Here is a 23,803-nt window from a genome sequence, read left to right as displayed (position 1 = left end):
ACACTATAATATTAATTAGTGAAAGTTGTTAATTTAAAAATTCAAATATTCCGGCAGCTCCTTGACCTGTACCTACGCACATAGTAACCATACCGTATTTTCCTTGCATATCTCTTTTACGCATTTCATCAAATAACTGTACAGATAATTTTGCCCCTGTACATCCTAATGGGTGACCAAGTGCAATTGCACCACCATTTACGTTTACGATGTCTTGATTTATTTTCAATTCACGCATTACTGCTAAGGATTGTGAAGCGAATGCTTCATTCAATTCTATTAAATCTATGTCGTTAAGCTTTAAGCCTGCTTGCTTTAATGCCTTAGGAATAGCAGCAATAGGACCAATACCCATTATTCTAGGTGGTACACCAGCAGCGGCATAATTTACCAATCGTGCAATAGGTTCAAGATTTAATTCTTTTACCATTTCTTCACTCATTATTAAAACAAATGCAGCACCATCACTCATTTGCGATGAGTTACCGGCAGTTACACTTCCGCCAGCAGCAAATACTGGGCGAAGTTTGTTTAATACTTCTACAGAAGTACCTTTTCTAGGTCCTTCATCTTTAGTAACTGTATACTTACGGTGTGCTTTTTTTCCGTTAGCATCCAAATATGTTTCTTCTACTTCAATAGGTGCTATCTGACTTTGAAAACGGTCTTCGGATTGTGCTTTTAAAGCTTTCATATGAGAATTGTAAGCAAACATATCTTGATCTTCTCGCGATACATTATACTCATTTGCTACAGCTTCAGCAGTATTTCCCATTCCCCAATAGTAATCTTCATGACCAGAATTTGCTAAATCATAGTTCAATTCTGGTTTATTACCTGTCATTGGAACAGAGCTCATACTTTCTGCACCACCAGCAATAATACAATCGGCCATGCCAGCTTGAATTTTAGCTGCGGCAACACCAATGGTTTCTAAGCCTGAAGCACAGAATCTATTTACGGTTACCCCCGGTACATCAACAATATCTAATCCCATTAATGAAATTAGCCTTGCCATGTTCAAACCTTGAGACCCCTCTGGCATCGCATTACCTACGATAACATCATCAATACGTTTTTTGTCGAATTGTGGCAATTCCTTCATCATATACTCGATGGTTTCGGCAGCCAATTCATCTGTTCGCTTAAAACGGAAAACACCCTTCGGAGCTTTTCCAACAGCAGTTCTATATCCTTTTACTATATATGCAGTTTTCATTTTTTATGCTTTTGGCTATTAGCTTTTAGCTATTAGCATTTAATTGTTGTTTTATAATAGGCCGATAGCTAATTGCTACAGGCTAACAGCTTCGTAATTTTAGTTACGTAATGGCTTACCCGTTTTCAACATATGCTGAATACGTTCTAGAGTTTTTCTCTCAGTACATAATGATAAGAATGCTTCACGTTCTATATCTAATAGATATTGCTCAGAGACTAGTGTAGGTTCTGATAGATCACCACCTGCCATTACATAAGCTAGTTTGTTTGCAATCTTCTTATCATGTTCGCTAATATAGTGGCTAGCTTCCATAGCATCTGTACCTACTACAAACATACCCAACGCTTGTTTACCTAATACCTTAATATCATTGCGAGCTGCTGGTTGCGTGTATCCAGATTCTGCCATTAAAATAGCATGCGCTTTTGCTGTTGCTATTTGACGATCTTTATTAACAACTACAACATCCTTTCCTTTTTGAAGCAATCCTAAATCAAAAGCTTCGTAGGCTGAAGTAGAAACTTTTGCCATACCTATGGTTAAGAAATATTCTTGCAATACGTTTAATTCAACATCACCTTTCTTAAAGGTATCTTGTGCACGTAATGCCATTTCTTTAGAGCCACCTCCACCAGGAAGAACACCAACTCCAAATTCTACAAGTCCCATATAAGTTTCAGCTGCAGCAACAACTTTATCTGCATGTAATGAAATTTCACAACCACCACCTAACGCCATACCATGTGGGGCAGATATTGTTGGAATAGAAGAATAACGCATACGCATCATAGAATCTTGAAAGAATTTTATAGCCATGTTAAGCTCATCATATTCTTGCTCGACAGCCATCATAAAAATCATGCCAATATTTGCACCTACAGAGAAATTTGGAGCTTGGTTACCAACAACCAAACCTCTAAAGTCTTTCTCGGCCATTTCTATTGCTTTATTCAAGCCAGTTAGAACATCCCCACCAATGGTATTCATTTTCGATTGGAATTCTACATTCAAAATTCCATCACCTATATCTTCTACAACAACGCCAGCATTTTTAAATACTTCTTTTGACTTTCTAATATTATCTAATATGATAAATGAATCTTGTCCAGGAATTTTTTCCATGGATTTTTTAGGAATATCATAAAAATAAGTACTTCCTTCTTTTACCGAGTAAAAAGAATCTTTACCGGCAGATTTCATCTCTTGAACCCAAGCAGCAGCTTCTAAACCTTCAGCTTTAATAAACTCAAGACCTTTATCTAAACCAACGGCATCCCAAATTTGAAATGGACCATGTTCCCAGCCAAAACCAGCTTTCATGGCATCGTCAATTTTATAAAGCTCATCTGTAATTTCAGGTATTCTATGAGAAACGTAAGCGAACAACTGTCCAAAACTCTTACGGTAGAATTCACCTGCTTTATCTTTTCCGCCACAAAGTACAGCAAAGCGATCAACAACTTTATCAACTGTTTTTGTTAATTCTAACGTGGCAAATTTTGCACTCTTTTTAGAACGATAATCCATCGTACCTAAATCAAGCGTTAATATTTCAGTTTTACCTTTTGCGTCTTTCGATTTCTTATAGAAACCTTGTCCTGTTTTACTACCTAACCATTTGTTCTCCATCATGGTATTGATGAAACCTGGTAGTTTAAATAAATCGTGACGCTCATCATCTTTACAGTTATCATAAATACCATTGGCAACATGTACCAAAGTATCTAAACCAACAACGTCAACAGTTCTAAATGTAGCAGATTTTGGTCTACCGATCACAGGACCAGTAAGTTTGTCTACTTCTTCAACGGTCATATCCATATCTTTTACCATATGGAAAAGGCTTTGAATATTAAAGATTCCAATTCTATTACCTATAAATGCCGGAGTATCTTTGGCAACTACAGAAGTCTTACCTAAAAACTTTTCTCCGTATCCATTTAAAAAGCTTAATACATCATCATCTGTTTTTGGACCAGGAATAATCTCAAAAAGTTTTAAGTAACGTGCAGGATTAAAAAAGTGGGTACCACAAAAATGCTTTTGAAAGTCATCACTTCTACCTTCAGACATAAATTTGATAGGAATACCAGAAGTGTTAGAAGTAATTAAAGTACCCGGAGTACGGTACTTTTCAATATTTTCAAATACTTGTTTTTTAATATCTAATCTTTCAACAACAACCTCAATAATCCAATCAACTTTAGATATTTTTGAAATATCATCTTCCATATTGCCCGTAGTAATACGGTTTGCAAATTTTTGATGATAAATAGGTGATGGTTTTGATTTCAACGCTGCCGTTAAAGAATCATTTACCATTCTATTGCGAACTACCTTGTCTTGTAAGGTTAAGCCTTTCGCTTTCTCTTTGTCATTTAATTCTCTAGGAACAATATCTAACAATAAAACCTCTACGCCAATATTTGCAAAATGGCAGGCTATACCACTACCCATTATTCCTGAGCCAATGACCGCTACTTTTTTAATGTGCTTGTTCATGTACTTTATGCTGTATTAATTTGATAAGTTGAATTAAAATAATTTTTTGTCTGCAATAAGTTTATTGATGGCATCTGTCACTTCAAAAAAACTATCTAGTTTTTCATCTGTTACTTCATTTTTTACTGCCTCATTAAATCTAAGAACTGTACTTTTAGAATCGTTCCTTTTCTCTAGTCCAAAGTCTGTTAAATAAATAAGAACGCCTCTACCATCTTTGGGATTAGGTTTTCTTAAAATAAGACCTTTTTGTTCCATACTTTTTAAGATTCTAGAAAGGCTAGTGGCTTCCATTCCCATCTTTGGACCTAATGAAGTAGAAGGTGTGCCTGTTTTAGGATCGATACTTAATAATGTAAAACCAACAGCCATAGTAGAATCAAAATTCTTTGCTTCTTCATTATACATTCTAGCTACTGCTTGCCATGTAGCTCTCAACGCATAATCTATCGTTGCTTCTTTCATACTCCTTTAGTTGGTTCCCAAATATAAGAAAATTTATTATGCATGCATAATAAATTTTCTTATATTTTAGTTAATCAGATATTACTAGGATAACTTAAGGTGTAATCCCTTATCTAATGTTTTAAAGGTCTATTTGTTTTGTAGAGGCATGTTTATTAGCTAGATACAATAAAAATATTTTTTTGATATTTAGCTGCGCTAGTATTTTTAATAAAAATACTTATATCAAAAATGAAAGCCCAACTAAATATCTTTTTCAAGGTTTAGTTGGGCTCCATATTTGAAAACTATTAAATTATTGGATTCTATAGTAAGAATTAATGCTCATAAATATCATTATAAAGAGCAATATATTTTTGCTTAATTATCTTTCTTTTCATTTTCATAGTAGGTGTCAGGTGTCCGTCTTCCATACTCCAAACATCAGGGGTCAGTCTAAATTGTTTAATTTTCTCCCATTTGGCAAAACTTTCATTTGCTAGACTTACTTCTTCATTAATTCTGGCAATAACTTTTTCGTTAGTTACGATATCGGAATTATCGCCAACAGGGATATTCTTTCTTTTAGCCCATTCTTTAATATACTCAAAATTTGGCTGTATTAATGCAGCAGGCATTTTTTCACTTTCACCGACTACCATAATTTGCTCTATAAATTGCGATTGTTTAAATCGGTTTTCTAAAAGTTGAGGAGCAACATATTTGCCGCCAGATGTTTTAAACATTTCCTTTTTACGATCGGTAATTTTTAAGAATCCGTCACTATCTAATTCACCAATATCTCCAGTTAAGAAATATCCGTCAACGATGACCTCTTTTGTTTTTTCTTCATCCTTGTAATAACCCAACATTACTTGTGGTCCCTTAATGCATATTTCACCATCTGCAGCAATCTTTACTTCAGTACGGTCAATAGGTTTGCCAACACTACCAATTCTAAATCCGCCTTCGCGCATATCATTAACCGAAATTACGGGTGAAGTTTCAGATAATCCGTACCCTTCCATGAGTCCGAATTCCGCTGCATTGAAAATACGAGATAATCTCGGTTGCAAAGCTGCGCTACCAGAAGCAATCAAACCTAGGTTTCCGCCTAAGCCTTCTTTCCACTTGCTAAAGATTAACTTTCTGGCAATAGAAAGTTGTGTTTCGTACCACCATCCGTTTTGTCCGTATGGTTCATATCTAAGACCCAAGTCTACAGCCCAAAAGAAAAGTTTCTTTTTAATACCGGTAAGCTCTGTTCCTTTGGCATAGATTTTATCATACACCTTTTCTAAAAGCCGAGGTACCGCTGTCATAACATGCGGACTAGTTTCCTTTAGGTTATCACTGATTTTATCTAAAGATTCCGCATAGTAAATAGAAACGCCTCTAAATTGATATAAGTAAATTAACATTCGCTCATATACATGGCATAGGGGCAGGAAGCTTAATGCTTTTGTTTTTCCATCTTCAATAGGAAATCGCTTAGAGCTTTCAATGGCATTAGTCACAAGATTATTATGGGATAACATAACACCTTTAGGTCTACCCGTTGTACCTGAAGTATAAATTAATGTTGCCAAATCGTTTGGTGTAACAGCATTCATTAATTTTTCAACCTCTTCTTGATTTGAAGTATCTGTCCCTAATTCTAAAACCTTTTCCCAGCTATCGCAATTAGAAACTTCTTCAAAAGAATAGACATTTTCTAAACTTTTGACCTGATCTTTAATTGAAAGTACTTTTTCATATACTTCATTACAAGAAACAAAACAGAATTTTGCTTCAGAATGATTAAGCACATAGGCGTAATCTTCTTCTGATATAGTAGGGTAAATTGGTACATTCTGAGCACCAAGTTGAAGAATACCGATGTCCATAATATTCCACTCAGTTCTGTTGGTGAGTGATATTACGGCAATCTTATCATTAGGTTTTACCCCTAGGCGTAAAAGCCCACGGCTAATGGTATTTGCTTTGTCTATATATTCTTGAGTGGAAGTTTTAATCCACTCTCCATTTTTTTTTGACACCAATGCCTCTTTTAAGGCATGCTTTTCTAGCTGATAATATGGAAAGTCAAAAAGACGGGTTACTTTTTGCATACTTGATTTCTAATAAGTATTGCAAAATAGTGAAAGAACTCCACATTTTAAAATTGTATTGTTAAATAAAATGGCATCTCGTTACAATATCCTTAATTAAAGTATTGCATAATGTAGGTTGTCTATTTTAACCATTAAACTACAATAAATTGTATTTGAACGTGTTATGTATACATCTCATTAGTTTGTAGGAAAATTCTTTATTTAAATTAATTAGGTTTGAATAATAGATATTAATCCCAAGTTGTAGGAAACATGGAAAAAAAATACTTTAAAAACATATTGTTAAACTCAATTGCTGTATTTATTATAGCTCTTTTTGGTTGGAATCTGAACGCTCAGGCAGAACCCTTCAATTGTGATTTTAACGCTTACCTTTTTCAATATAATGATATTTATGCATTAGATCTTGCGTCAGGTAGTTCGTATTTAGTAGCCGAGAATATAACTCCGGGTAATGTTAATGGTGTAGGTTATAACCCAACAGACGGATATTTATGGGGATATTTATCGACCCCATCTAGTACCATAGTTAGAATCGGAAAAAACTACACTGTAGATCAGTATACTATACCAGAATTGCCAACAGGTAATAAATATGTAGGTGATATTTCTCCTGAAGGTATATATTATTTTAAAGCAGGAGGTTCCTCATATTTTAAGGTTGATATAAATCCTGATTCACCAACTTATCTTGAGTATTTAGGCGCTTTTGAATTAAGTCAGAGTTTGTCAATAGCAGATTGGGCTTTTAATGCTGCTGACGGCAATTTGTATACTGTTGAAGGTAGAAGTAGAATTTTGTATAAAATTGATCCTAATACAGGTAAAGTTTACAACTTAGGTGAAGTACCTATTCTAGAAGGGTTAAGCTATACTTTTGGCGCAGTCTATTTTGATGTTGATGGTAACTTCTATATTTCTGCCAACCAAACAGGTTCGGTTTATAAAATTGAGCAAGTCCAAAGTATATCGGACGGAAACATGAATTCAAATATTTTTGCATTTGGTCCTGCAGCATCTAGTAATGACGGTGCCCGTTGCCCCACAGCACCTGTACCGCAAGAAGATTGTATGAATGGTATAGATGATGATGGTGACGGATTAGTAGATTGCGATGATCCTTCATGTTCTGGTGTTGCTGCTTGCCCAGTAATAGTTACTACTTCTAGTGCTAATAAAGGCGGATTAGAAAGTAACGATAGGTTAGCGAATTTAATTAGTAAAAGAAACTTTAATAGAGCAAAAACGAACTATGTATTTGATAAGTTAAATGCGAAGAAAATAGTTAAAAATGCTTTTTACGGTCTTAGTTCTAAAACAGATGTCAACACTATTCCTTTAAATAGCCTAGTGCCATTGGGTGTTGTAGGTGAGACAAGTACAATAGAGTCATCACCTAGCGATTTATTAGATTTAACAAATGCATCAGATATCTATTCGGTAGATTATTTAAACGGTTCTGAAAATTTAGGTTCCTTAATGGTCATTAAAACAGATAACAAGGTATATGAGCACAGTAAGTTTATCTGCGATCGTTTTCTAGGGGCACAATTATTATCGGTTTCAAATATTCAGTTACGAGAAAAAGATTTTATCAAGTCAATTATTAAACAACCAGACGGTAGTCTTGAATTTGCCTTAACTTTTTCAGCTAGGGTAAATGCTGACGAAAATTTCACCATAGAATCGCATTGGAATATTGATGCATATGCGGGCGATACAGCCTATTATAATTTTCAGATATGGTCAAATTCAGTAGATGACTTATTATTGCTAGCGGATGAAATTTTAAATCTTTTAGAAGTTAATGCAGCTATTACACAGTATAATGGGTCAACGCCTCCGCCAGTATTCGTGAAGTCTGCTAGCTATAAGAATGGAGAAGTTTTATTGAATTTAGTGAATAATAACAACTCTCAAAGTATTAATCTAGAAGGAGGTTTGAAACTTACTGAAACTAGCGATACTGAGGTATTGGGAGTAACCGCAGATATAGATGGCTATTTAGATTCTGTAGCTTTAAAAACAGGAACCTTGTTCGATTTAGGTTTTAGAATAAGTGCCGGTTTAGGAGCAACACCAGATGATCTTTTTGTTGCCGATGCGCCATGGGGTTTAGATGACTCTGCCGAAGAAACCACAGTAGCTACTTATGAAGTGTTACCAGCGGATGGACCGTATGTTGGTGAAGGGTATCCTATAGAAAGAAATATAAAATTACAAGGTTCAACTAGTAATTATTTAGGCGTGTACCGTGCTTTGAGTCCTAGGTTTACCGCTGTTGATTTAAGTGATTATGGTAAGGTGAGTTTTGAGGCAAAAGGAACAGGTAATTTAGATGTACAGTTGATAAAGGGTGATGGCTCAATTTTTAAAACTACTATCAGTTTAGAAAGTGATATGGATGAATATATCTTATCTGCAACCGATTTTAAAAATGACTCAGATGCAGGTATTGATTTCTCTGATATAAAAGTACTTTCTTTTAATCTGGTTGCCGAAAATGGGTATGCAGAAGAAAAGTCAATGGAGCTACAGAATATAGATTTTCATAATAGAGAGCTGGGTCAAGAGTTTGTAGATTCAGATTTGAATAAGTCAATTGTATATCCAAACCCAATGATTGAAAGTACTAGTTTATACTTTTATGAAGAAAACGCAGATACCTATGAATTAGATATTTACTCTTTGAGCGGTAAATTACTGGGTAATCACCATATGGAGGGTGAAAGTATAGTAGGACAGAATGAAATAACTATAGAAAGAAAAGACCTATCCCCAGGGTTATACCTATACAAACTACAAAACTCTAATGAGAAAACTTGGAGCGGTAGATTGTTGGTTAGATAATACGTTTTGGTTGTAAAAAAAGCTGTGTACCCCAGACATGGGAGTGCACAGCTTTTGTATTTATATAATTGAATGTGATTATTTCTGATTTATAACCCACTCTTTTGCATTTGTAAAAGCCTCTATCCATGGCGAAACTTCATCAGTTCTATCCGTTGGGTAATGTGCCCAGTTCCATGGAAAGATAGAACGTTCTATATGTGGCATAGTTACTAAGTGACGACCAGTTTTATCACAAAGCATGGCGGTGTTGAAATCACTACCATTCGGATTTGCCGGATAACCTTCATAACCGTACTTGGCTACAATATCATAATTCTCTTCAGATAGCGGTAAAGCAAATTTACCTTCACCATGAGAAATCCATACACCAAGTTTACTGCCCACTAAAGAAGAAAGCATAACAGAGTTGTTTTTTTGTATTTCTACAGAGGTAAAATTACTCTCATGCTTATGAGATTCATTGTAGGTCATTTTACCGTGAGTTTCGTGTTCAGGGTTAATTAAATCCAACTCCATGAACAATTGGCATCCGTTACAAATACCAACTGATAAGGTGTCTGGTCTGGCAAAGAAGTTTTTAATGACCGTGTTAGCCTTTTCGTTGTATTTAATAGCTCCTGCCCATCCTTTTGCACTACCAAGTACATCTGAATTAGAGAAGCCACCAACAGCCCCTAAAAATTGAATATCTTCAAGATTTTCTCGACCAGAAATTAAATCGGTCATGTGAACGTCTTTTACATCAAACCCTGCTAAATACATTGCATTTGCCATTTCACGTTCAGAGTTACTACCTTTTTCACGTAGAATAGCTGCTTTTGGTCTCATTTCTGCTCCACTTAGACTTCGGCTTGGAAGTTGTAGCGGTGTTGTAGAAGGGAAGCTGTATGCTAAAGGCTGAACCTTATAATTATCAAATCTATCTTTCGCTAAGCCATTTGCAGTTTGCTGTTTGTCTAGTAAATACGATGTTTTGAACCAAGTGTCACGAAGGGTTTCAATATTTAGTCCCATTTCCATACCATTATTTTTAACAGTTAGGGTAGCTTCGTTTGTAACCGAACCTATTTTCTTGGCATCAATATTTTTAGAATTCAATATGGCTTCAATACTATCATCTTTCGCTTGAAAAACAATACCAGCGTTTTCAGAAAACAAAACTTTAATAGTATCAGCTTCACCTAAACTTGTTAGGTCAAGATTGGCTCCTAAATTGGTATCTGCAAAACATAGTTCTAAAAGAGTAGTAATTAATCCGCCAGAAGCGACATCATGTCCAGCTACTATTTTATCCTCTTTTATTAAAGATTGAATGGTATTAAAAACAGTTTTAAAGTATGCAGAGTCAGTAATTGTAGGAGTTTCGTTACCAATACTATTTCTAGTCTGTGCAAACGACGAGCCGCCTAATTTAAAATTATCTTTAGATAGGTTGATGTAATAAATAGAACCAGCACCTTTCTGTAAAACTGGCTCCACAACCTTTGTAATATCACTACAGTTACCAGCAGCAGAAATGACTACGGTACCAGGAGAAATAACATCACCATCTTTATATTTTTGTTTCATGGAAAGAGAATCCTTTCCTGTAGGTACGTTAATACCTAAATCAATAGCAAAATCAGAAACTGCTTGTACTGCTTTATATAGACGAGCATCTTCACCTTCGTTTTTACAAGGCCACATCCAGTTAGCGGATAAAGAAACAGAAGCCAATCCGTCTTTTAACGGTGCCCAAACTAAATTGGTCAATGATTCTGCAATACTATTTTTACTACCAGCAGCAGGATCAATCAAAGCGGAAATAGGGGAGTGACCAATACTTGTGGCAATTCCTTCTTTTCCTTTAAAATCTAACGCCATTACTCCGCAGTTATTCAATGGTAATTGTAACGGGCCAACACATTGTTGTTTTGCTACACGACCACCAACACAACGATCCACTTTATTCGTTAGCCAATCTTTACTAGCAACAGCTTCAAGTTGAAGAACTGCATCTAGATAATCATGGAAAAACTCTAAAGAATAATCTGCATTCTTATAATCACGAATAACCGTCTTATCTGTCATAACAGTCTTAGGAGAACTCCCGAACATATCAGACAAAGCTAGATCCATTGGCTTAGCGCCATTAGTCTTAGATTCAAAAGTAAAACGGTCATCACCTGTTACATCACCAACCTCATACATAGGCGAGCGCTCACGGTCAGCAATACGTTTTAGATGATCAATATCTTTTTTACCGATGACAAGACCCATACGTTCTTGAGATTCGTTACCAATAATTTCTTTAGCAGATAGAGTTGGGTCACCAACAGGTAATTTATCTAAATCTATTTTGCCACCAGTTTCCTCTACTAGTTCAGACAAACAGTTAAGGTGTCCGCCAGCACCATGATCATGAATTGAAACGATAGTGTTTACATCGCTTTCTACCATACCGCGAATAGCATTCGCAGCTCTCTTTTGCATTTCAGGATTAGAACGTTGTACGGCGTTTAGTTCAATAGCCGAGCTGAATTCGCCAGTATCTGCACTAGAAACAGCAGCACCACCCATTCCAATTCGGTAGTTGTCACCGCCTAGAATTACTATTTTATTACCTGTTTCAGGCTTGTCTTTTATTGCTTGTTCAATTTTACCATATCCAATACCGCCAGCTTGCATGATTACTTTATCATACCCTAACTTACGTTTGGTTTCTGTTGAAGAGCTTGTCTTTTCTTCGGAAGATTCAAACGGAATAGAAGCTTCATCATATTCAAAAGTAAGAACAGAACCAGTAATTAATGGTTGTCCAAATTTGTTTCCAAAATCAGAAGCACCATTAGAAGCTTTAATAAGAATATCCATAGGAGTTTGGTATAACCAATCTCTCTCTTGCATTCCTTTTTCCCAAGGTCTTTCTTTTTCTAGTCGAGAGTAAGCAGTCATGTAAACTGCAGTACCAGCAAGAGGTAAAGAACCTTTACCACCAGCCAAACGATCTCTTATTTCTCCGCCTGCACCAGTTGCAGCACCATTAAAAGGCTCTACAGTTGTAGGGAAGTTGTGTGTTTCTGCTTTTATAGAAATTACAGAGTCAAACTCCTGCTCTTGATAAAAGTCTGGCTTGTCTGCCGTTTTAGGAGCAAACTGCATTACTCTAGGTCCTTTCACAAAGGCGACATTGTCTTTATAAGCAGATACTATTTCATTAGGAAATTCTTGAGAGGTTTTCTTAATCAATTTAAATAGTGAAGAAGGCATTTCTTCACCGTCTATAACAAATGTGCCATTGAATATTTTATGTCTACAATGCTCAGAATTTACTTGACTAAAACCAAATACTTCAGAATCAGTTAATTTTCGACCAAGTTTTTTGCTGAGGTTGTCAAGATATCCTACTTCTTCATCATTAAGAGCTAAACCTTCTTGTTTGTTGAAAGCAGCAATATCTTCAATATCCAATATAGGTTTTGGTGCTACATGAACATCAAAAACCTCTTGGTTTAGAGTGCTGTATTTTTGAGAAATCATTGGGTCGAATCCTGTAAATTTTTCTTCTACAGCATTGAATTCCTCAATCCGAATAATTCCAGAAACACCCATATTCTGAGTAATTTCTGTTGCATTCGTACTCCACGGAGTGATCATTGCGGCTCTTGGACCAACAAAAAAGGCGTCAAGAGACGCCGCATTTATTTTAGGTCGGTTGCCGAACAACCATATAAGTTTACTTGTATCTTCAGATGAAAGTTCCTTCGCGGTCTGTACCGCAAAAATCTTTTTGCTAAGTTCCCCAAAAAAGTGAATCATTGTAGTATGTCTGGTATTGATTTTTGAAATACAAAATTAAGACTTTACTAGTTACTATTTACGGTAATCTGAAACACTTTTAAACAGTAATTGTTAATGAAAATAGTGAGAATTTGTTTTACCTTTATCAATCACAATTATAAATGACATAAAGTTTTACTTTATAGTATGAAAATTAGATTTTTACTGCAAAAATATTATTAGTACGTTTGTTAGATTTAGATTGATTGATGAGAAAAACGGCAAATTTTAGTTGTTTAAAAAATTAAAAAAGCATGGCGAAGCAAAATAATGATGCACAGGCACTTGATTATTGTATGAATATGATAGATAGTAAATGGAAGCCTATAATTCTGTATCATATAAATAAAGGCACCAATCGTTTTAATAAGCTTTTTGCAGAAATTGAGGGTATAAATCGCCAAATGTTAAGTAAGCAATTGAAGTCTTTAGAGCGGTCAGGTATTCTTGATCGTACTTTATATGGTGAAATTCCCCCACGAGTAGAATATACGTTAACACCTTTAGGCAAATCATTACTTCCGGTTGTGAAGGCGATGACCGGCTGGGGGCAAAAGCAATTGGAAAAGAAAGTTGAAATACCAGAAGTTAAAGAAGCTCCAAAAAATCAACAGTTGCCACTTTTTTAATTACTCTTTAGATAAACTCATAAGTTTTTAAATGTGGATTTTAATGCTATGTAAAATCCTATTATAGCAAAATTGAATGCTCAAGTTTTGAATTAGATAAAAATTGGTTGGTTACGCACGTGTAACAATCAATTTATGTAACTTCTAGTAACTAATTCAAATAACCACCATGAAACAAAGAACTACACTATGTGCATTCGCATGTTGTTTATTCGCCTATAGTGGCGTGTACGCACAAAAGAAAAGATCAAACAAACAAATTGAAAAATTAAAAACTGAAGTATCTACTTTGGTTGAAGAAAATAAAAAACTATCTCAAGTAATGGTAGATAAAGTTTTTAGTTTTTCTGAATTGGGTTTTCAAGAAGTAGAATCTTCAAAGTATTTGACAGGAATTTTAGCTGAAAACGGATTCGAAATCGAAAACTCAATCTCAGGAATTCCTACTGCTTGGTTTGCTACATGGAGCAATGGAGAAGGGCCTACAATTGCTTTAGGTAGTGATGTAGATTGTATTCCTAAAGCATCTCAATATCCAGGTGTTGCCTATCACAAACCTATAGTAGAGGGTGCTCCGGGACATGGCGAGGGTCATAATTCTGGTATACCTATGAATATTATTTCAGCTTTTGCTGTTAAAGAAATAATGGAACGTGAGAATATTGGAGGCACATTATTAGTATGGCCTGGAATTGCTGAAGAATTACTTGCGGCAAAGGCTTGGTATGTAAGAGATGGTCTTTTTGACGATATCGATATGTGTATTTTTACTCATGTAAGTAATAATTTAAGTGTGTCTTATGGGCCAACAACAGGTACAGGGTTAATATCAGTCGAATATGCTTTTGATGGCGAAGCGGCGCATTCTGCAGGTTCTCCGTGGAGAGGAAAAAGTGCTTTAGATGCTGCGGAGTTAATGAATGTTGCATGGAATTACAAAAGAGAACATTTACATCCTTTAAAACGTTCTCACTCTATTTTTACCGATTCAGGAGATCAGCCAAATGTCGTGCCTTCTAAAGCAGCTATTTGGTTCTATTTTAGAGATATTGAATACGAAGGAATTATGGAAATGTATGATATGGCAAATGATATGGCAAAAGGAGCGGCATTAATGACAGGAACCACAATGAAATCTAAAATTTTAGGTACGGCATGGCCACGACATTATAATAAGATAATTGCAGAGACCATGTTTTCCAATATTAAAGAAGTGGGATTGCCAGAATGGTCAGAGGCTGATCAAAACCTAGCAAAAGCAGTGCAAACAGAAGTCAATTCAAAGAAAATAGAAGGTCTGTCGGTTGAATTAGCCGAATTAGGACTTCCTATTGTGGAACCAATTAGTGGAGGTTCTGATGACGTTGGCGATGTTTCATGGAAAGTACCTACAGTTACTTTGCGTTACCCTTCTAACATACCTGGGCTACAAGGTCATCATTGGAGTAATTCTATAGCCATGGCAACACCTATAGCTCACAAAGGAGTTATTGCTGGAGCAAAGGTAGAGGCAATGACAATTATGGACTTTTTGTTGAAGCCGGAGTTGCTAAAAGGTGCTTGGGATTATTTCAATAATGAACAACAAAAAGAAACAAAGTATCAACCCATGCTTTCCGAAAGTGATATGCCACCAATTTATTTAAATAAAGACAAGCAAGACAAGTTTAGGTCAGAATTGGAAAAGTTTTATTACGATGAAACCAAATACGATACATATTTAGAACAATTGGGTATAGAGTATCCTACGTTGAAAGATTAGGCTGTTGAATACTATCCATTAAAAAAGCCTTTCAGTTCAATTGAACTGAAAGGCTTTTTAAGTTGTGTAGAAAAAGTGTTTAGATTTTCTTCTCTAGCAATGCCATATAGAATCCGTCAAACCCACTTTTAGAAGCGTATATCTTTTTGTCTTTCACCAAAGAGAAGTCTTTACCTTCTTCAGATTTTAAGAAAGACTGAACCTGATGGCTATTTTCTTGAGGTAGAATAGAACATGTAGCGTATACCATTTTACCACCTGGTTTAACTATTTTACTGTAGCTTCTAACGATTTCATGTTGTGTCTTCACAATTTTGTCAAGAAACTCTGGTTGCATTTTCCATTTAGAATCTGGGTTTCTTCTAAGAACTCCCAATCCTGTACACGGTGCATCTATAAGAACCCTATCGGCGCTACCATAAAGTTTTTTATAAACTTTAGAAGAATCTATTTCACGTACCTCAATATTATGAGCACCGTTACGTCTAGCACGTCTTTTAAGTTCCTTCAATTTACTTCCGTAAATATCCATAGAAATCAATTGACCTTTGTTTTCCATTAAAGCGGCTAAGTGTAAAGATTTGCCACCAGCACCGGCACATGTATCAACAACACGTTGCCCAGGTTCAACATCTAAAAATTCGGCAACTAGCTGAGATGAGGCATCTTGAACTTCGAACATTCCGTTTTTAAAAGCTTGAGTAACAAAAACATTTGCTCTCTCAACCAATTTCAATGCAGAAGGATGACCTTTTACAGGCTCGGCAACAATATTCTCGTCTAAAAGTGCTTTGCGTAATTCTTCTTTGTTAGTTTTTAGTGTGTTTGTACGTAAAATAACATCTGCAGGTACATTAAGTTTAGCTAACTCTTCGGTCCATAATTTTTCACCTAAAGCTTTTTCGCATAACTCATCAATCCAATCTGGCACAGCCTCTCTATATTTTCTTATTTGAGAAAGCTCGTCGAATTTACCTTTAATTCTTCTTTCTGGTGTTGGTTCTATCTGTTTCCAATCTGGTAAACTAATACCTTTCAAGACGGCCCAAACTGCCCACATACGAAACAGGTCTGGTCTGCTAAAAGGAGCTTTAACTTCTGCTATTTCAGTATATAAACGCTTGTAACGTACCATTTCATAGGTAGTCTCGGCAATAAAGCCACGGTCGCGAGCGCCCCAACGTTTGTCGTATCGTAATACTTTTTGAACCACCTTATCGGCGTATTCATTTTCGTTAAATATTAGGTTTAAGGCGTCGATTACGGCAAACACCAAATTTCTGTGTAATTTCATTAGAAGTGATATTATTTTACATGGTCAGAAGATTTGAAGCCGTCATTGTATTGATTATCGATTAGATAGGCTTTAGTCCTCCAAAAAATTATGGCTGCAAAGGTATTGTTTTAGAAGCGATTCCATTTATTTTTGATCAACTTTATACCATAATCCTATGCGTTATACTTTTCTTTTGATTGTTTTAATGGTTTCGTGCTCAGAAAGTGTTCCGCCAACTACTTTTAATACTGTAGATATTGAAACCGTATATTCAGATTCTTTAAGTATTCGAGCTATAGAGCTCATGGGTAATAGTTTGGCCTTCGCCGCTAATAAAGGTACTTTTGGTACTGTAGATTTGGGTACTGGTAAAGTACGTGCCAATATTGAAAGATACCATACGAGCGTACCGGCATTCAGAGCAGTGGCACATACATCTACCGATTTTTTTATGCTTTCTATAGAATCGCCTGCCTTGTTGTATAAAACGGGAGGTAATGGTAGAATGGAATTGGTGTATAAGGAGGAGGGAGAAGGTGTGTTTTATGATGCTATGACTTTTTTGAATGATAAAGACGGAATTGCAATAGGAGACTCAGTTGACGGATGTTTAAATATAATAATAACTTCGGATGGTGGAAACACGTGGTCTAAACTACCATGCTCACAATTACCAGAAGGTATAGAAGGTGAAGGAGCTTTTGCTGCAAGTAATACAAATATCAAGATAAAAGGTGATAACATTTGGATGGCAACCACATCTGGAAGAATTCTGTTTTCTTCGGATAAAGGGAAGTCATGGGAAACTAATCAGACCCCTATTAAAAATGGCAAGCCAACAGAAGGTATTTATTCCATTGATTTCTATGATGAGAATTTAGGATTTGCAATTGGCGGAGATTACACCGATCCGGATGCTTCAAAAGCCAACAAAGCAATAACAAAAGATGGTGGGAAAACTTGGAGCTTGGTAGCTGATGGCAGTAAACCTGGTTATAAAAGTTGTGTGCAATTTGTGCCTGGATCAAATGGAGCAGGGCTTGTAGCTATAGGTTTTACTGGAATTTCATATTCCTCAGATATGGGTAAAACTTGGAAAGAACTATCAAAGGAGCCTTTCTTTACCATACGCTTTCAGAACGATTCTATTGCTTATGCTGCTGGTAAAAATCGAATATCTAAGCTAACTTTCAAATAACTATTTACCACCTTTATTCTGGCGATACTGCTTCATTAATTGACGTTTGAATTCTTCTTCTGATCTTAAAAGTAAGAGTGTTTTTTTGGCGGAAATAACTTTGCTTACATTCTTGAGAAAGTTAGTGTCCAATATTTCTTCTTCTTCCTCAATTTGTAAATGTAAGGCTAATAGGTTTTCAGCCTCTTTTTCTGTCAGTGCATCGGTATCTTTCATTTTACCTCTGATCTGGTTATGACTTTTTTTGCGTAATAGGTTTCTTTTTTCTTGATACTCATTATACACAGGCCAGAACTCTTGCGCTTCTTTGCTGCTCAGAGAAAGTTTTTCAGTAATGAAGGCTACTTTTAGCGTGTTTATCTTCTCCCAGTCATGGTTTCTTTGTCCAAAAGAAAGGGTTGTTACAAATAAGAATATGGTTATTATGACTTTATTCATTGTCTTCAATATTAAATTCATCAAAATCACTTACATTTTCATTTAAGTAATCTAGTAGGTTATCACTCTCAATTGGTGAGCTTAAAAAATCTGAATATTCAGTATTTGTTACTGGTAGCACCTCTGCAATTTCATAAGGTGAAAGTTCAAAATCATTATTTTCAAAATAAGCTTCAATATCAGTATTGGCTATATCGCTGAAGCTTAATTCACTTGATGAGCTCCAATTGTAATTTAAAGCGATAAGCACAATAGCGGCAATTGATGCAGCTACGGCTATTACTTTCTTAATTGGAAAAAGCGGTATTACCTTTGGTTCAGTATCAAGTTTTCCTTTAAGAGATTCATTGAACGACTCAAAATAGTTATCTGGCACCTTAAAAGCGCTATCCTTTGGGATTGTGCTTTTGGTTTCTGACAATTTATCCATTAATTTATCCTCAAAGCTATCGAAATAGCCTTCTGGAGTTTTAAACGGATTTTTTTTGTTTTTGTTCATGATACTAGTTTGACAATCAATTGTATAAAAGGTTTAATCTTCTTTTAAATACTGCTCCAATTTTTTTACTGCTAAATGATACGAAGCTTTTAAACCGCCTACAGAAGTATTCAAAATTTCTGAAATCTCTTCATATTTCAACTCCTGAAAATATTTCATATTAAATACCAATTTTTGCTTTTCAGGAAGTGTTACAATAGCTTTTTGAAGTTGAAGTTGAATTTCATCTCCCTCAAAATATACATCTGCTTCTAAATTAGAAACTAATTTATCTTGATAATCAGTATCAGAAACACCTTGCAGTTTTGCTCGTTGCTTAATAAAATTCAAAGCCTCATTAGTTGCAATACGGTATATCCAAGAGAAGAGTTTGCTGTCTCCCTTAAATCCGTCTATGTTTTTGTAAACTTTAATAAAAGTGTTCTGTAAAACATCATCCGCATCATCATGGCTTAGTACAATACTTCGTATCTGCCAATATAAGCGCTCTTTGTAGGTATTTACTAATACCTCAAAAGCCTGTGCCTGTGTGCTTTTGGTTTTTAAATCTAATACTAATGTTTCCTCTTCAATCACCTAGAAATGAGGTTTGTTTATTCTTAGACCATGAAAATAAGAAAAGGTTTAATCATTCTGTATGATAATTGATACATTTTGGTGTGATATCAATAAACCAATAATCTATCCGTTGTAAAATAAACCAAAACTTATTTTTATGATTTTAAAGAAGAATTTTTTATTGATTTGCCTTTTTATAACTGTATTTTCTGTAATCTCATGTAGTGATGATAATGAAGATGTAATTATCGAAGACTTAACTGAACAAGCAGATGAAGAAGAGGAATCAGTAGAGGAAGAGGAGGCTGAGAGTGAGGAAGAAGCTGAAGAAGAAACTGAAGAAATAGTCGAGGAAGAAACTGAAGAGGAAGCTGAAGAATTTTCAAGTTATATTTTATATGAAAATGTGGAGTTTATAGTTGATACTGATGGGGTGGATACGAAGCGCTTCTTTTCTACAAGTACAGGAAATTTATATACATATAATGAGATTGATGCAGAAATAGCACCGACTATTGATTTAGCTTGGTACGATATGAGTCCGTCAAATCCCGGATTCTTATTTTGGATGAGTCCTGATGATTTGTTCCAAGATGAGCAAATAGAAGGTGGAACGACAACTAAAATGGAAAATACAGCTGATCAGATGACTGTTGAAGAATTTGATGCAATTGCTGATGAAAGTTCACTTGTTGACTTAGTAATTGAGAATGAAGATGAGGCAATGGGACCACAAGATTATCCGACTATTGTTTTGTTTGAGAATGCAGCGGGACATAAAGGAGCTATTAAAATGAAAAGTAACGACGGTCAAATTATGATTGTCGATATTAAAGTGGCTCGATAGTTTAGTATTATTCATAAAAAAGGAAAGCCATCTGAAAAGATGGCTTTTTTTATTTGAAAACTTTCTAATGTAGCTGGTATATAGTCTTATGCCAACGATTGCATCTGTACCAGTTTCTTATAAGTACCATTGAGCTCTAAAAGTTCTGCATGAGTACCTTGTTCTACAATCTCTCCTTTTAGTAATACTACAATAGTATCTGCATTTTGAATGGTAGAAAGTCTGTGAGCAATGACAATAGAAGTTCTGTTCTTCATCATTTTTTCAAGAGCATCTTGAACCAGACGTTCGCTTTCAGTGTCTAAAGCAGATGTAGCTTCATCCAATATCATTATTGGAGGATTTTTTAATACCGCTCTAGAAATGGACAATCGCTGTTTTTGTCCGCCACTTAACTTGTTGCCGCTATCTCCAATGTTAGTGTCATACCCTTTAGGTAGGTCCATGATGAAATCATGTGCATTTGCAATTTTAGCGGCTGCAATAATTTCTTCGTCGGTAGCATTTTCTTTTCCTAATCCGATGTTGTTTTTAACAGTGTCATTAAATAAAATAGAATCTTGAGTCACCAAGCCTAATAGACCACGGAGCGATTTTTTACTGAGGTTTTTAATGTTATTACCATCAATACTTATTTCTCCTTCATTAACATCATAAAAACGAGTAACAAGATTAGCAATTGTACTTTTTCCACTACCAGATTGCCCTACTAGCGCAACAGTTTTACCTTTTTCAACTGTTAGGTTAAAGTTTTTTAAGACGTACTCATCTTCATACTTGAAAGAGATATTATTGATGTCAACGGCTGTATTAAACGTTTCTTGTTGAATAGGATTTTCGATTTCAGAAATAGGGTTTTCTGTATCTAATATCTCTAATACACGTTCTGCCGCTGCGTTACCTTTCTTGACACTATACGAAGCTTTGCTAATAGATTTGGCAGGTGTTAGTATTTGATACGATAATGCCATATACGTTATAAAGAGTTCAGCTTCAAGTGTTTTATCTACAAGTACCATTTGCCCTCCATACCAAAGAATGACTCCGATAGCAGCAATACCAAAAAATTCACTTGTCGGTGATGCTAAATTTTGTCTATTAAGTAGGCTATTTGAAAAATTAAAAAATCTTTTGGTGGACGCTTGAAATTTCTTGGCGAATACCGATTCCGCATTAAAGGCTTTGATGACTCGTAAACCGCCTAAGGTTTCTTCTAATATGGATAAGAAGTAGCCTTGTTCATTTTGAACCTTGTCGGATTTTCGTTTTAAAGATTTACCGATTAATGAAATTAAAAATCCTGAAACCGGAAGAAATAGAAATACAAATAATGTTAATTTCGGACTAATAGCTAACATGGCTATAATCGTAAAAATGATTGTAAGTGGTTCTCTTACAATCAGTTCTAATATAGATAAAAAGGAATGTTGTATTTCTAATACATCAGATGTTATACGGGCAATAGTATCACCTTTTCTTTTTTCAGAATAATAAGATATAGGAAGTTCTATTGTTTTGTCATATAATTCATTTCGTAAATCTTTAAGTACACCATTACGCAGAAAAGTAATGAAGTACATGGCTAAGTAATTAAAAAGATTCTTTAGAAGAAACATCGTAATTATTAATCCTACCATTAGCATAAGTACTTCGCCTGGATCGCTATGCTCGCTTCGTTCGGTAACATAAAAGTTTAAAGAGTCGGTAGCAAAATCCTTTAAATCAGAAATACCATTCCATTTTGGTTTGATGTATATTTTTTCTGTTTGATTAAAAAGCACGTTCAACATTGGAAATAATGAAATCATCGCCAATGTTGAAAACAATGCATAAAAGACGTTAGATATAATATTTAAAATAGCATATATCTTGTAAGGCTTCGCAAAGCGAAGAATCTTTTTGAAATAGTTCATTAAGCTAAATTAAGCTCAGCAAGAATGCTCTTGACCTTATTGTCAAGTTCTGCCGCTACTTTTTTATAATCTTCAGTTTTTTCTAATTTTGTATTTGTACTGATGTAGAATTTCACTTTAGGTTCTGTTCCACTTGGTCTCGCTGCTATTCTTGTACCATCTTCTGTTTCGTAAATTAAAACGTTAGATTTTGGAATATCAATAGTTTTCTCTTCGCCAGTCAATACATTTTTAGCGATTGAAGTATTGTAGTCTTCAATCCACTTTACTTTGGAACCAGCAACAGATTCCACCGGATTTTCTTTAAAGTCCTTCAGCATTTGCTTAATTTCTTCGGCACCACTAATGCCTTTTTTGGTGATAGAAACTAAATGCTCTTTATAGAAACCATAATCAACATAACATTGTATTAAGTCTTTGTAAAAAGAACTACCATTAGCTTTAGCCTGACTAGCAATTTCACAAGCCAATAGGGTAGAGGTAACAGCATCTTTATCCCGAACAAAATCGCCTACCATGTAACCAAAGCTTTCTTCGCCACCACCAATAAAATCTGATTGTGGAAAATCTTTGATCATTTTACCGATCCATTTAAAACCAGTAAGTGATGTTTTGAACTCTACTCCGTATGCTTTGGCCATAGCTTCCATCATTGGGGTAGAAACTATAGTTGTGGCAATAAATTCATTTCCTTTAAAACCTTTTTCTTTTCTCTTTTCTAGAAGGAATTTTGTCATTAAAACCATTGCTTGGTTTCCATTAACAATTTCCATTTCACCATCAAGGTTACGAACGGCAATCCCTAGACGGTCACTATCTGGATCTGTACCTACAACCATATCAGCACCAATTTCTTCAGCCTTTTTAACAGCCATAGAAAGCGCCTCAGGTTCCTCAGGATTTGGAGACTTTACCGTAGGGAAGTTTCCATCAGGTTTGGCTTGTTCTTCAATTATGGTTACGTTTTCATACCCGCCACGTTTCAATACTTCTGGTATAGCGGTAATTGAAGTTCCGTGTAGTGATGTGAAAACAATTTTGAAATCATCTTTACCGGCAGCATTAAAGTTTCCGGCAGCTACTGACTGTGAGATAAAAGCTTCATCAACTTCCTTGTCAATTACTTGAATAAGGCTATCGTTTGCATTAAACTTTATATCTTCAAAATCAAGAGAATTAATTTCAGAAATAATAGCTCCGTCCTGTGGTGGTACAATTTGTCCGCCATCTGTCCAATATACTTTATACCCATTATATTCTGGTGGGTTATGAGATGCTGTTAAAACAATACCTGCATGGCAGTTTAAATGTCTTACTGCAAACGAAAGTTCTGGAGTGGTGCGCAAATCTGAGAAAAGGTATACTTTAATATTGTTTGCAGAGAACACTTCAGCTACAATTCTAGCTAGCGTATCACTATTATGACGGCAATCAAAAGCAATAACTACTTTAATTTCTTCGTCTTTATATACTTTATTAAGGTAATTGCTAAGTCCCTGTGTGCTTTTGCCCAATGTATATTTGTTAATACGATTGGTGCCCACGCCCATAACGCCTCTCATACCACCGGTACCGAATTCCATATTTTTATAGAAACGGTCGTTTAGTTCTTCTTTATCATTGGCGATAAGGTGTTCAATTTCTTTTTTTACAGCTGGGTCGAAAAAATCGGTAAGCCAGGTTTTAGCAGTATCAAGGATGTTATCCATTTTGGTTTATAGTTTTATGT

General features: G+C 35.3%; 16 protein-coding genes. 5 read left to right on the top strand and 11 right to left on the bottom strand.

Features of this window, described 5'->3' with window-relative positions:
* Nucleotides 1-28: 28 nt before the first annotated feature.
* The 4 genes from BUC31_RS13380 to BUC31_RS13365 form a co-directional block, all read right to left on the bottom strand.
* Entirely contained in the window at nucleotides 29-1,219 is a 1,191-nt protein-coding gene (locus BUC31_RS13380; RefSeq protein ID WP_073244963.1) for an acetyl-CoA C-acyltransferase, read from the bottom strand.
* Between the two features lie 99 nt (nucleotides 1,220-1,318).
* Entirely contained in the window at nucleotides 1,319-3,724 is a 2,406-nt protein-coding gene (locus BUC31_RS13375; RefSeq protein WP_073244961.1) for a 3-hydroxyacyl-CoA dehydrogenase/enoyl-CoA hydratase family protein, read from the bottom strand.
* Between the two features lie 33 nt (nucleotides 3,725-3,757).
* Nucleotides 3,758-4,189, bottom strand: coding sequence for a MarR family winged helix-turn-helix transcriptional regulator (locus BUC31_RS13370; RefSeq protein ID WP_073244959.1), 432 nt, complete (start codon nucleotides 4,187-4,189; stop codon nucleotides 3,758-3,760).
* A 317-nt stretch (nucleotides 4,190-4,506) separates the two neighbouring features.
* Nucleotides 4,507-6,279, bottom strand: coding sequence for an AMP-dependent synthetase/ligase (locus tag BUC31_RS13365; protein ID WP_073244957.1), 1,773 nt, complete (start codon nucleotides 6,277-6,279; stop codon nucleotides 4,507-4,509).
* Nucleotides 6,280-6,534: 255 nt separating this feature from the next.
* On the opposite strand from BUC31_RS13365, the gene BUC31_RS13360 reads away from it, so the two are divergent.
* Nucleotides 6,535-9,132, top strand: a complete 2,598-nt coding sequence (locus BUC31_RS13360) for a DUF6923 family protein (RefSeq protein ID WP_073244956.1) — start codon at nucleotides 6,535-6,537, stop codon at nucleotides 9,130-9,132.
* Between the two features lie 78 nt (nucleotides 9,133-9,210).
* Here BUC31_RS13360 and purL read toward each other — a convergent pair whose 3' ends face one another.
* Nucleotides 9,211-12,933, bottom strand: a complete 3,723-nt coding sequence (gene purL, locus BUC31_RS13355; protein ID WP_073244954.1) for a phosphoribosylformylglycinamidine synthase — start codon at nucleotides 12,931-12,933, stop codon at nucleotides 9,211-9,213.
* A gap of 275 nt (nucleotides 12,934-13,208) precedes the next feature.
* Here purL and BUC31_RS13350 point away from each other — a divergent pair, with 275 nt between their 5' ends.
* Both BUC31_RS13350 and BUC31_RS13345 read left to right on the top strand, forming a co-directional pair.
* Nucleotides 13,209-13,583 (top strand): winged helix-turn-helix transcriptional regulator, encoded by a 375-nt coding sequence (locus BUC31_RS13350; protein ID WP_073244952.1) that lies wholly within the window; start codon nucleotides 13,209-13,211, stop codon nucleotides 13,581-13,583.
* 169 nt (nucleotides 13,584-13,752) lie between these two features.
* On the top strand, nucleotides 13,753-15,345 hold the full coding sequence (locus BUC31_RS13345; protein WP_073244950.1) for a zinc-binding metallopeptidase family protein: 1,593 nt from the start codon (nucleotides 13,753-13,755) through the stop codon (nucleotides 15,343-15,345).
* Between the two features lie 79 nt (nucleotides 15,346-15,424).
* Here the strand turns inward: BUC31_RS13345 and BUC31_RS13340 are convergent, their stop codons facing one another.
* Nucleotides 15,425-16,639, bottom strand: a complete 1,215-nt coding sequence (locus BUC31_RS13340) for an RsmB/NOP family class I SAM-dependent RNA methyltransferase (protein ID WP_073244948.1) — start codon at nucleotides 16,637-16,639, stop codon at nucleotides 15,425-15,427.
* Between the two features lie 157 nt (nucleotides 16,640-16,796).
* Between BUC31_RS13340 and BUC31_RS13335 the strand changes: the two genes are divergently transcribed.
* Nucleotides 16,797-17,819, top strand: a complete 1,023-nt coding sequence (locus BUC31_RS13335) for a WD40/YVTN/BNR-like repeat-containing protein (protein ID WP_073244946.1) — start codon at nucleotides 16,797-16,799, stop codon at nucleotides 17,817-17,819.
* Here the strand turns inward: BUC31_RS13335 and BUC31_RS13330 are convergent, their stop codons facing one another.
* The 3 genes from BUC31_RS13330 to BUC31_RS13320 are packed head-to-tail and all read right to left on the bottom strand — an operon-like array spanning nucleotide 17,820 to nucleotide 19,332.
* Nucleotides 17,820-18,257 carry a hypothetical protein gene (locus BUC31_RS13330; protein ID WP_073244944.1) on the bottom strand — a complete coding sequence of 146 codons (438 nt, stop codon included), beginning with the start codon at nucleotides 18,255-18,257 and terminating at the stop codon, nucleotides 17,820-17,822.
* Nucleotides 18,250-18,756 carry a hypothetical protein gene (locus BUC31_RS13325; RefSeq protein ID WP_073244942.1) on the bottom strand — a complete coding sequence of 169 codons (507 nt, stop codon included), beginning with the start codon at nucleotides 18,754-18,756 and terminating at the stop codon, nucleotides 18,250-18,252. The genes BUC31_RS13330 and BUC31_RS13325 overlap by 8 nt, the downstream gene beginning before the upstream one ends.
* Before the next feature lie 33 nt (nucleotides 18,757-18,789).
* Nucleotides 18,790-19,332: an RNA polymerase sigma factor gene (locus tag BUC31_RS13320; RefSeq protein WP_073244940.1), complete on the bottom strand. Its 543-nt coding sequence runs from the start codon at nucleotides 19,330-19,332 to the stop codon at nucleotides 18,790-18,792.
* 163 nt (nucleotides 19,333-19,495) lie between these two features.
* On the opposite strand from BUC31_RS13320, the gene BUC31_RS13315 reads away from it, so the two are divergent.
* Nucleotides 19,496-20,161, top strand: a complete 666-nt coding sequence (locus tag BUC31_RS13315; RefSeq protein ID WP_139251967.1) for a hypothetical protein — start codon at nucleotides 19,496-19,498, stop codon at nucleotides 20,159-20,161.
* Nucleotides 20,162-20,247: 86 nt separating this feature from the next.
* Here BUC31_RS13315 and BUC31_RS13310 read toward each other — a convergent pair whose 3' ends face one another.
* Together BUC31_RS13310 and BUC31_RS13305 are read right to left on the bottom strand one after the other, a co-directional pair.
* The gene (locus BUC31_RS13310) at nucleotides 20,248-22,074 is read right to left on the bottom strand and encodes an ABC transporter ATP-binding protein (RefSeq protein ID WP_073244935.1); all 1,827 of its coding nucleotides are present in this window, start codon (nucleotides 22,072-22,074) and stop codon (nucleotides 20,248-20,250) included.
* Entirely contained in the window at nucleotides 22,074-23,783 is a 1,710-nt protein-coding gene (locus BUC31_RS13305) for a phospho-sugar mutase (RefSeq protein ID WP_073244933.1), read from the bottom strand. The genes BUC31_RS13310 and BUC31_RS13305 overlap by 1 nt, the downstream gene beginning before the upstream one ends.
* Between the last annotated feature and the right edge of the window lie 20 nt (nucleotides 23,784-23,803).

This window comes from Maribacter aquivivus (assembly GCF_900142175.1).
Classification (GTDB): domain Bacteria; phylum Bacteroidota; class Bacteroidia; order Flavobacteriales; family Flavobacteriaceae; genus Maribacter; species Maribacter aquivivus.
Note: the sequence above shows the minus strand (reverse complement) of the source record. Positions and strands in the feature narration are given on the sequence as shown.

Coding starts and splice junctions, on each gene's coding strand:
- purL (WP_073244954.1), bottom strand. CDS start 12,933: ATGATTCACTTTTTTGGGGAACTTAGCAAAAAGATTTTTGCGGTACAG.
- BUC31_RS13345 (WP_073244950.1), top strand. CDS start 13,753: ATGAAACAAAGAACTACACTATGTGCATTCGCATGTTGTTTATTCGCC.
- BUC31_RS13360 (WP_073244956.1), top strand. CDS start 6,535: ATGGAAAAAAAATACTTTAAAAACATATTGTTAAACTCAATTGCTGTA.
- BUC31_RS13325 (WP_073244942.1), bottom strand. CDS start 18,756: ATGAACAAAAACAAAAAAAATCCGTTTAAAACTCCAGAAGGCTATTTC.
- BUC31_RS13375 (WP_073244961.1), bottom strand. CDS start 3,724: ATGAACAAGCACATTAAAAAAGTAGCGGTCATTGGCTCAGGAATAATG.
- BUC31_RS13370 (WP_073244959.1), bottom strand. CDS start 4,189: ATGAAAGAAGCAACGATAGATTATGCGTTGAGAGCTACATGGCAAGCA.
- BUC31_RS13380 (WP_073244963.1), bottom strand. CDS start 1,219: ATGAAAACTGCATATATAGTAAAAGGATATAGAACTGCTGTTGGAAAA.
- BUC31_RS13350 (WP_073244952.1), top strand. CDS start 13,209: ATGGCGAAGCAAAATAATGATGCACAGGCACTTGATTATTGTATGAAT.
- BUC31_RS13330 (WP_073244944.1), bottom strand. CDS start 18,257: ATGAATAAAGTCATAATAACCATATTCTTATTTGTAACAACCCTTTCT.
- BUC31_RS13305 (WP_073244933.1), bottom strand. CDS start 23,783: ATGGATAACATCCTTGATACTGCTAAAACCTGGCTTACCGATTTTTTC.
- BUC31_RS13365 (WP_073244957.1), bottom strand. CDS start 6,279: ATGCAAAAAGTAACCCGTCTTTTTGACTTTCCATATTATCAGCTAGAA.
- BUC31_RS13340 (WP_073244948.1), bottom strand. CDS start 16,639: ATGAAATTACACAGAAATTTGGTGTTTGCCGTAATCGACGCCTTAAAC.
- BUC31_RS13310 (WP_073244935.1), bottom strand. CDS start 22,074: ATGAACTATTTCAAAAAGATTCTTCGCTTTGCGAAGCCTTACAAGATA.
- BUC31_RS13335 (WP_073244946.1), top strand. CDS start 16,797: ATGCGTTATACTTTTCTTTTGATTGTTTTAATGGTTTCGTGCTCAGAA.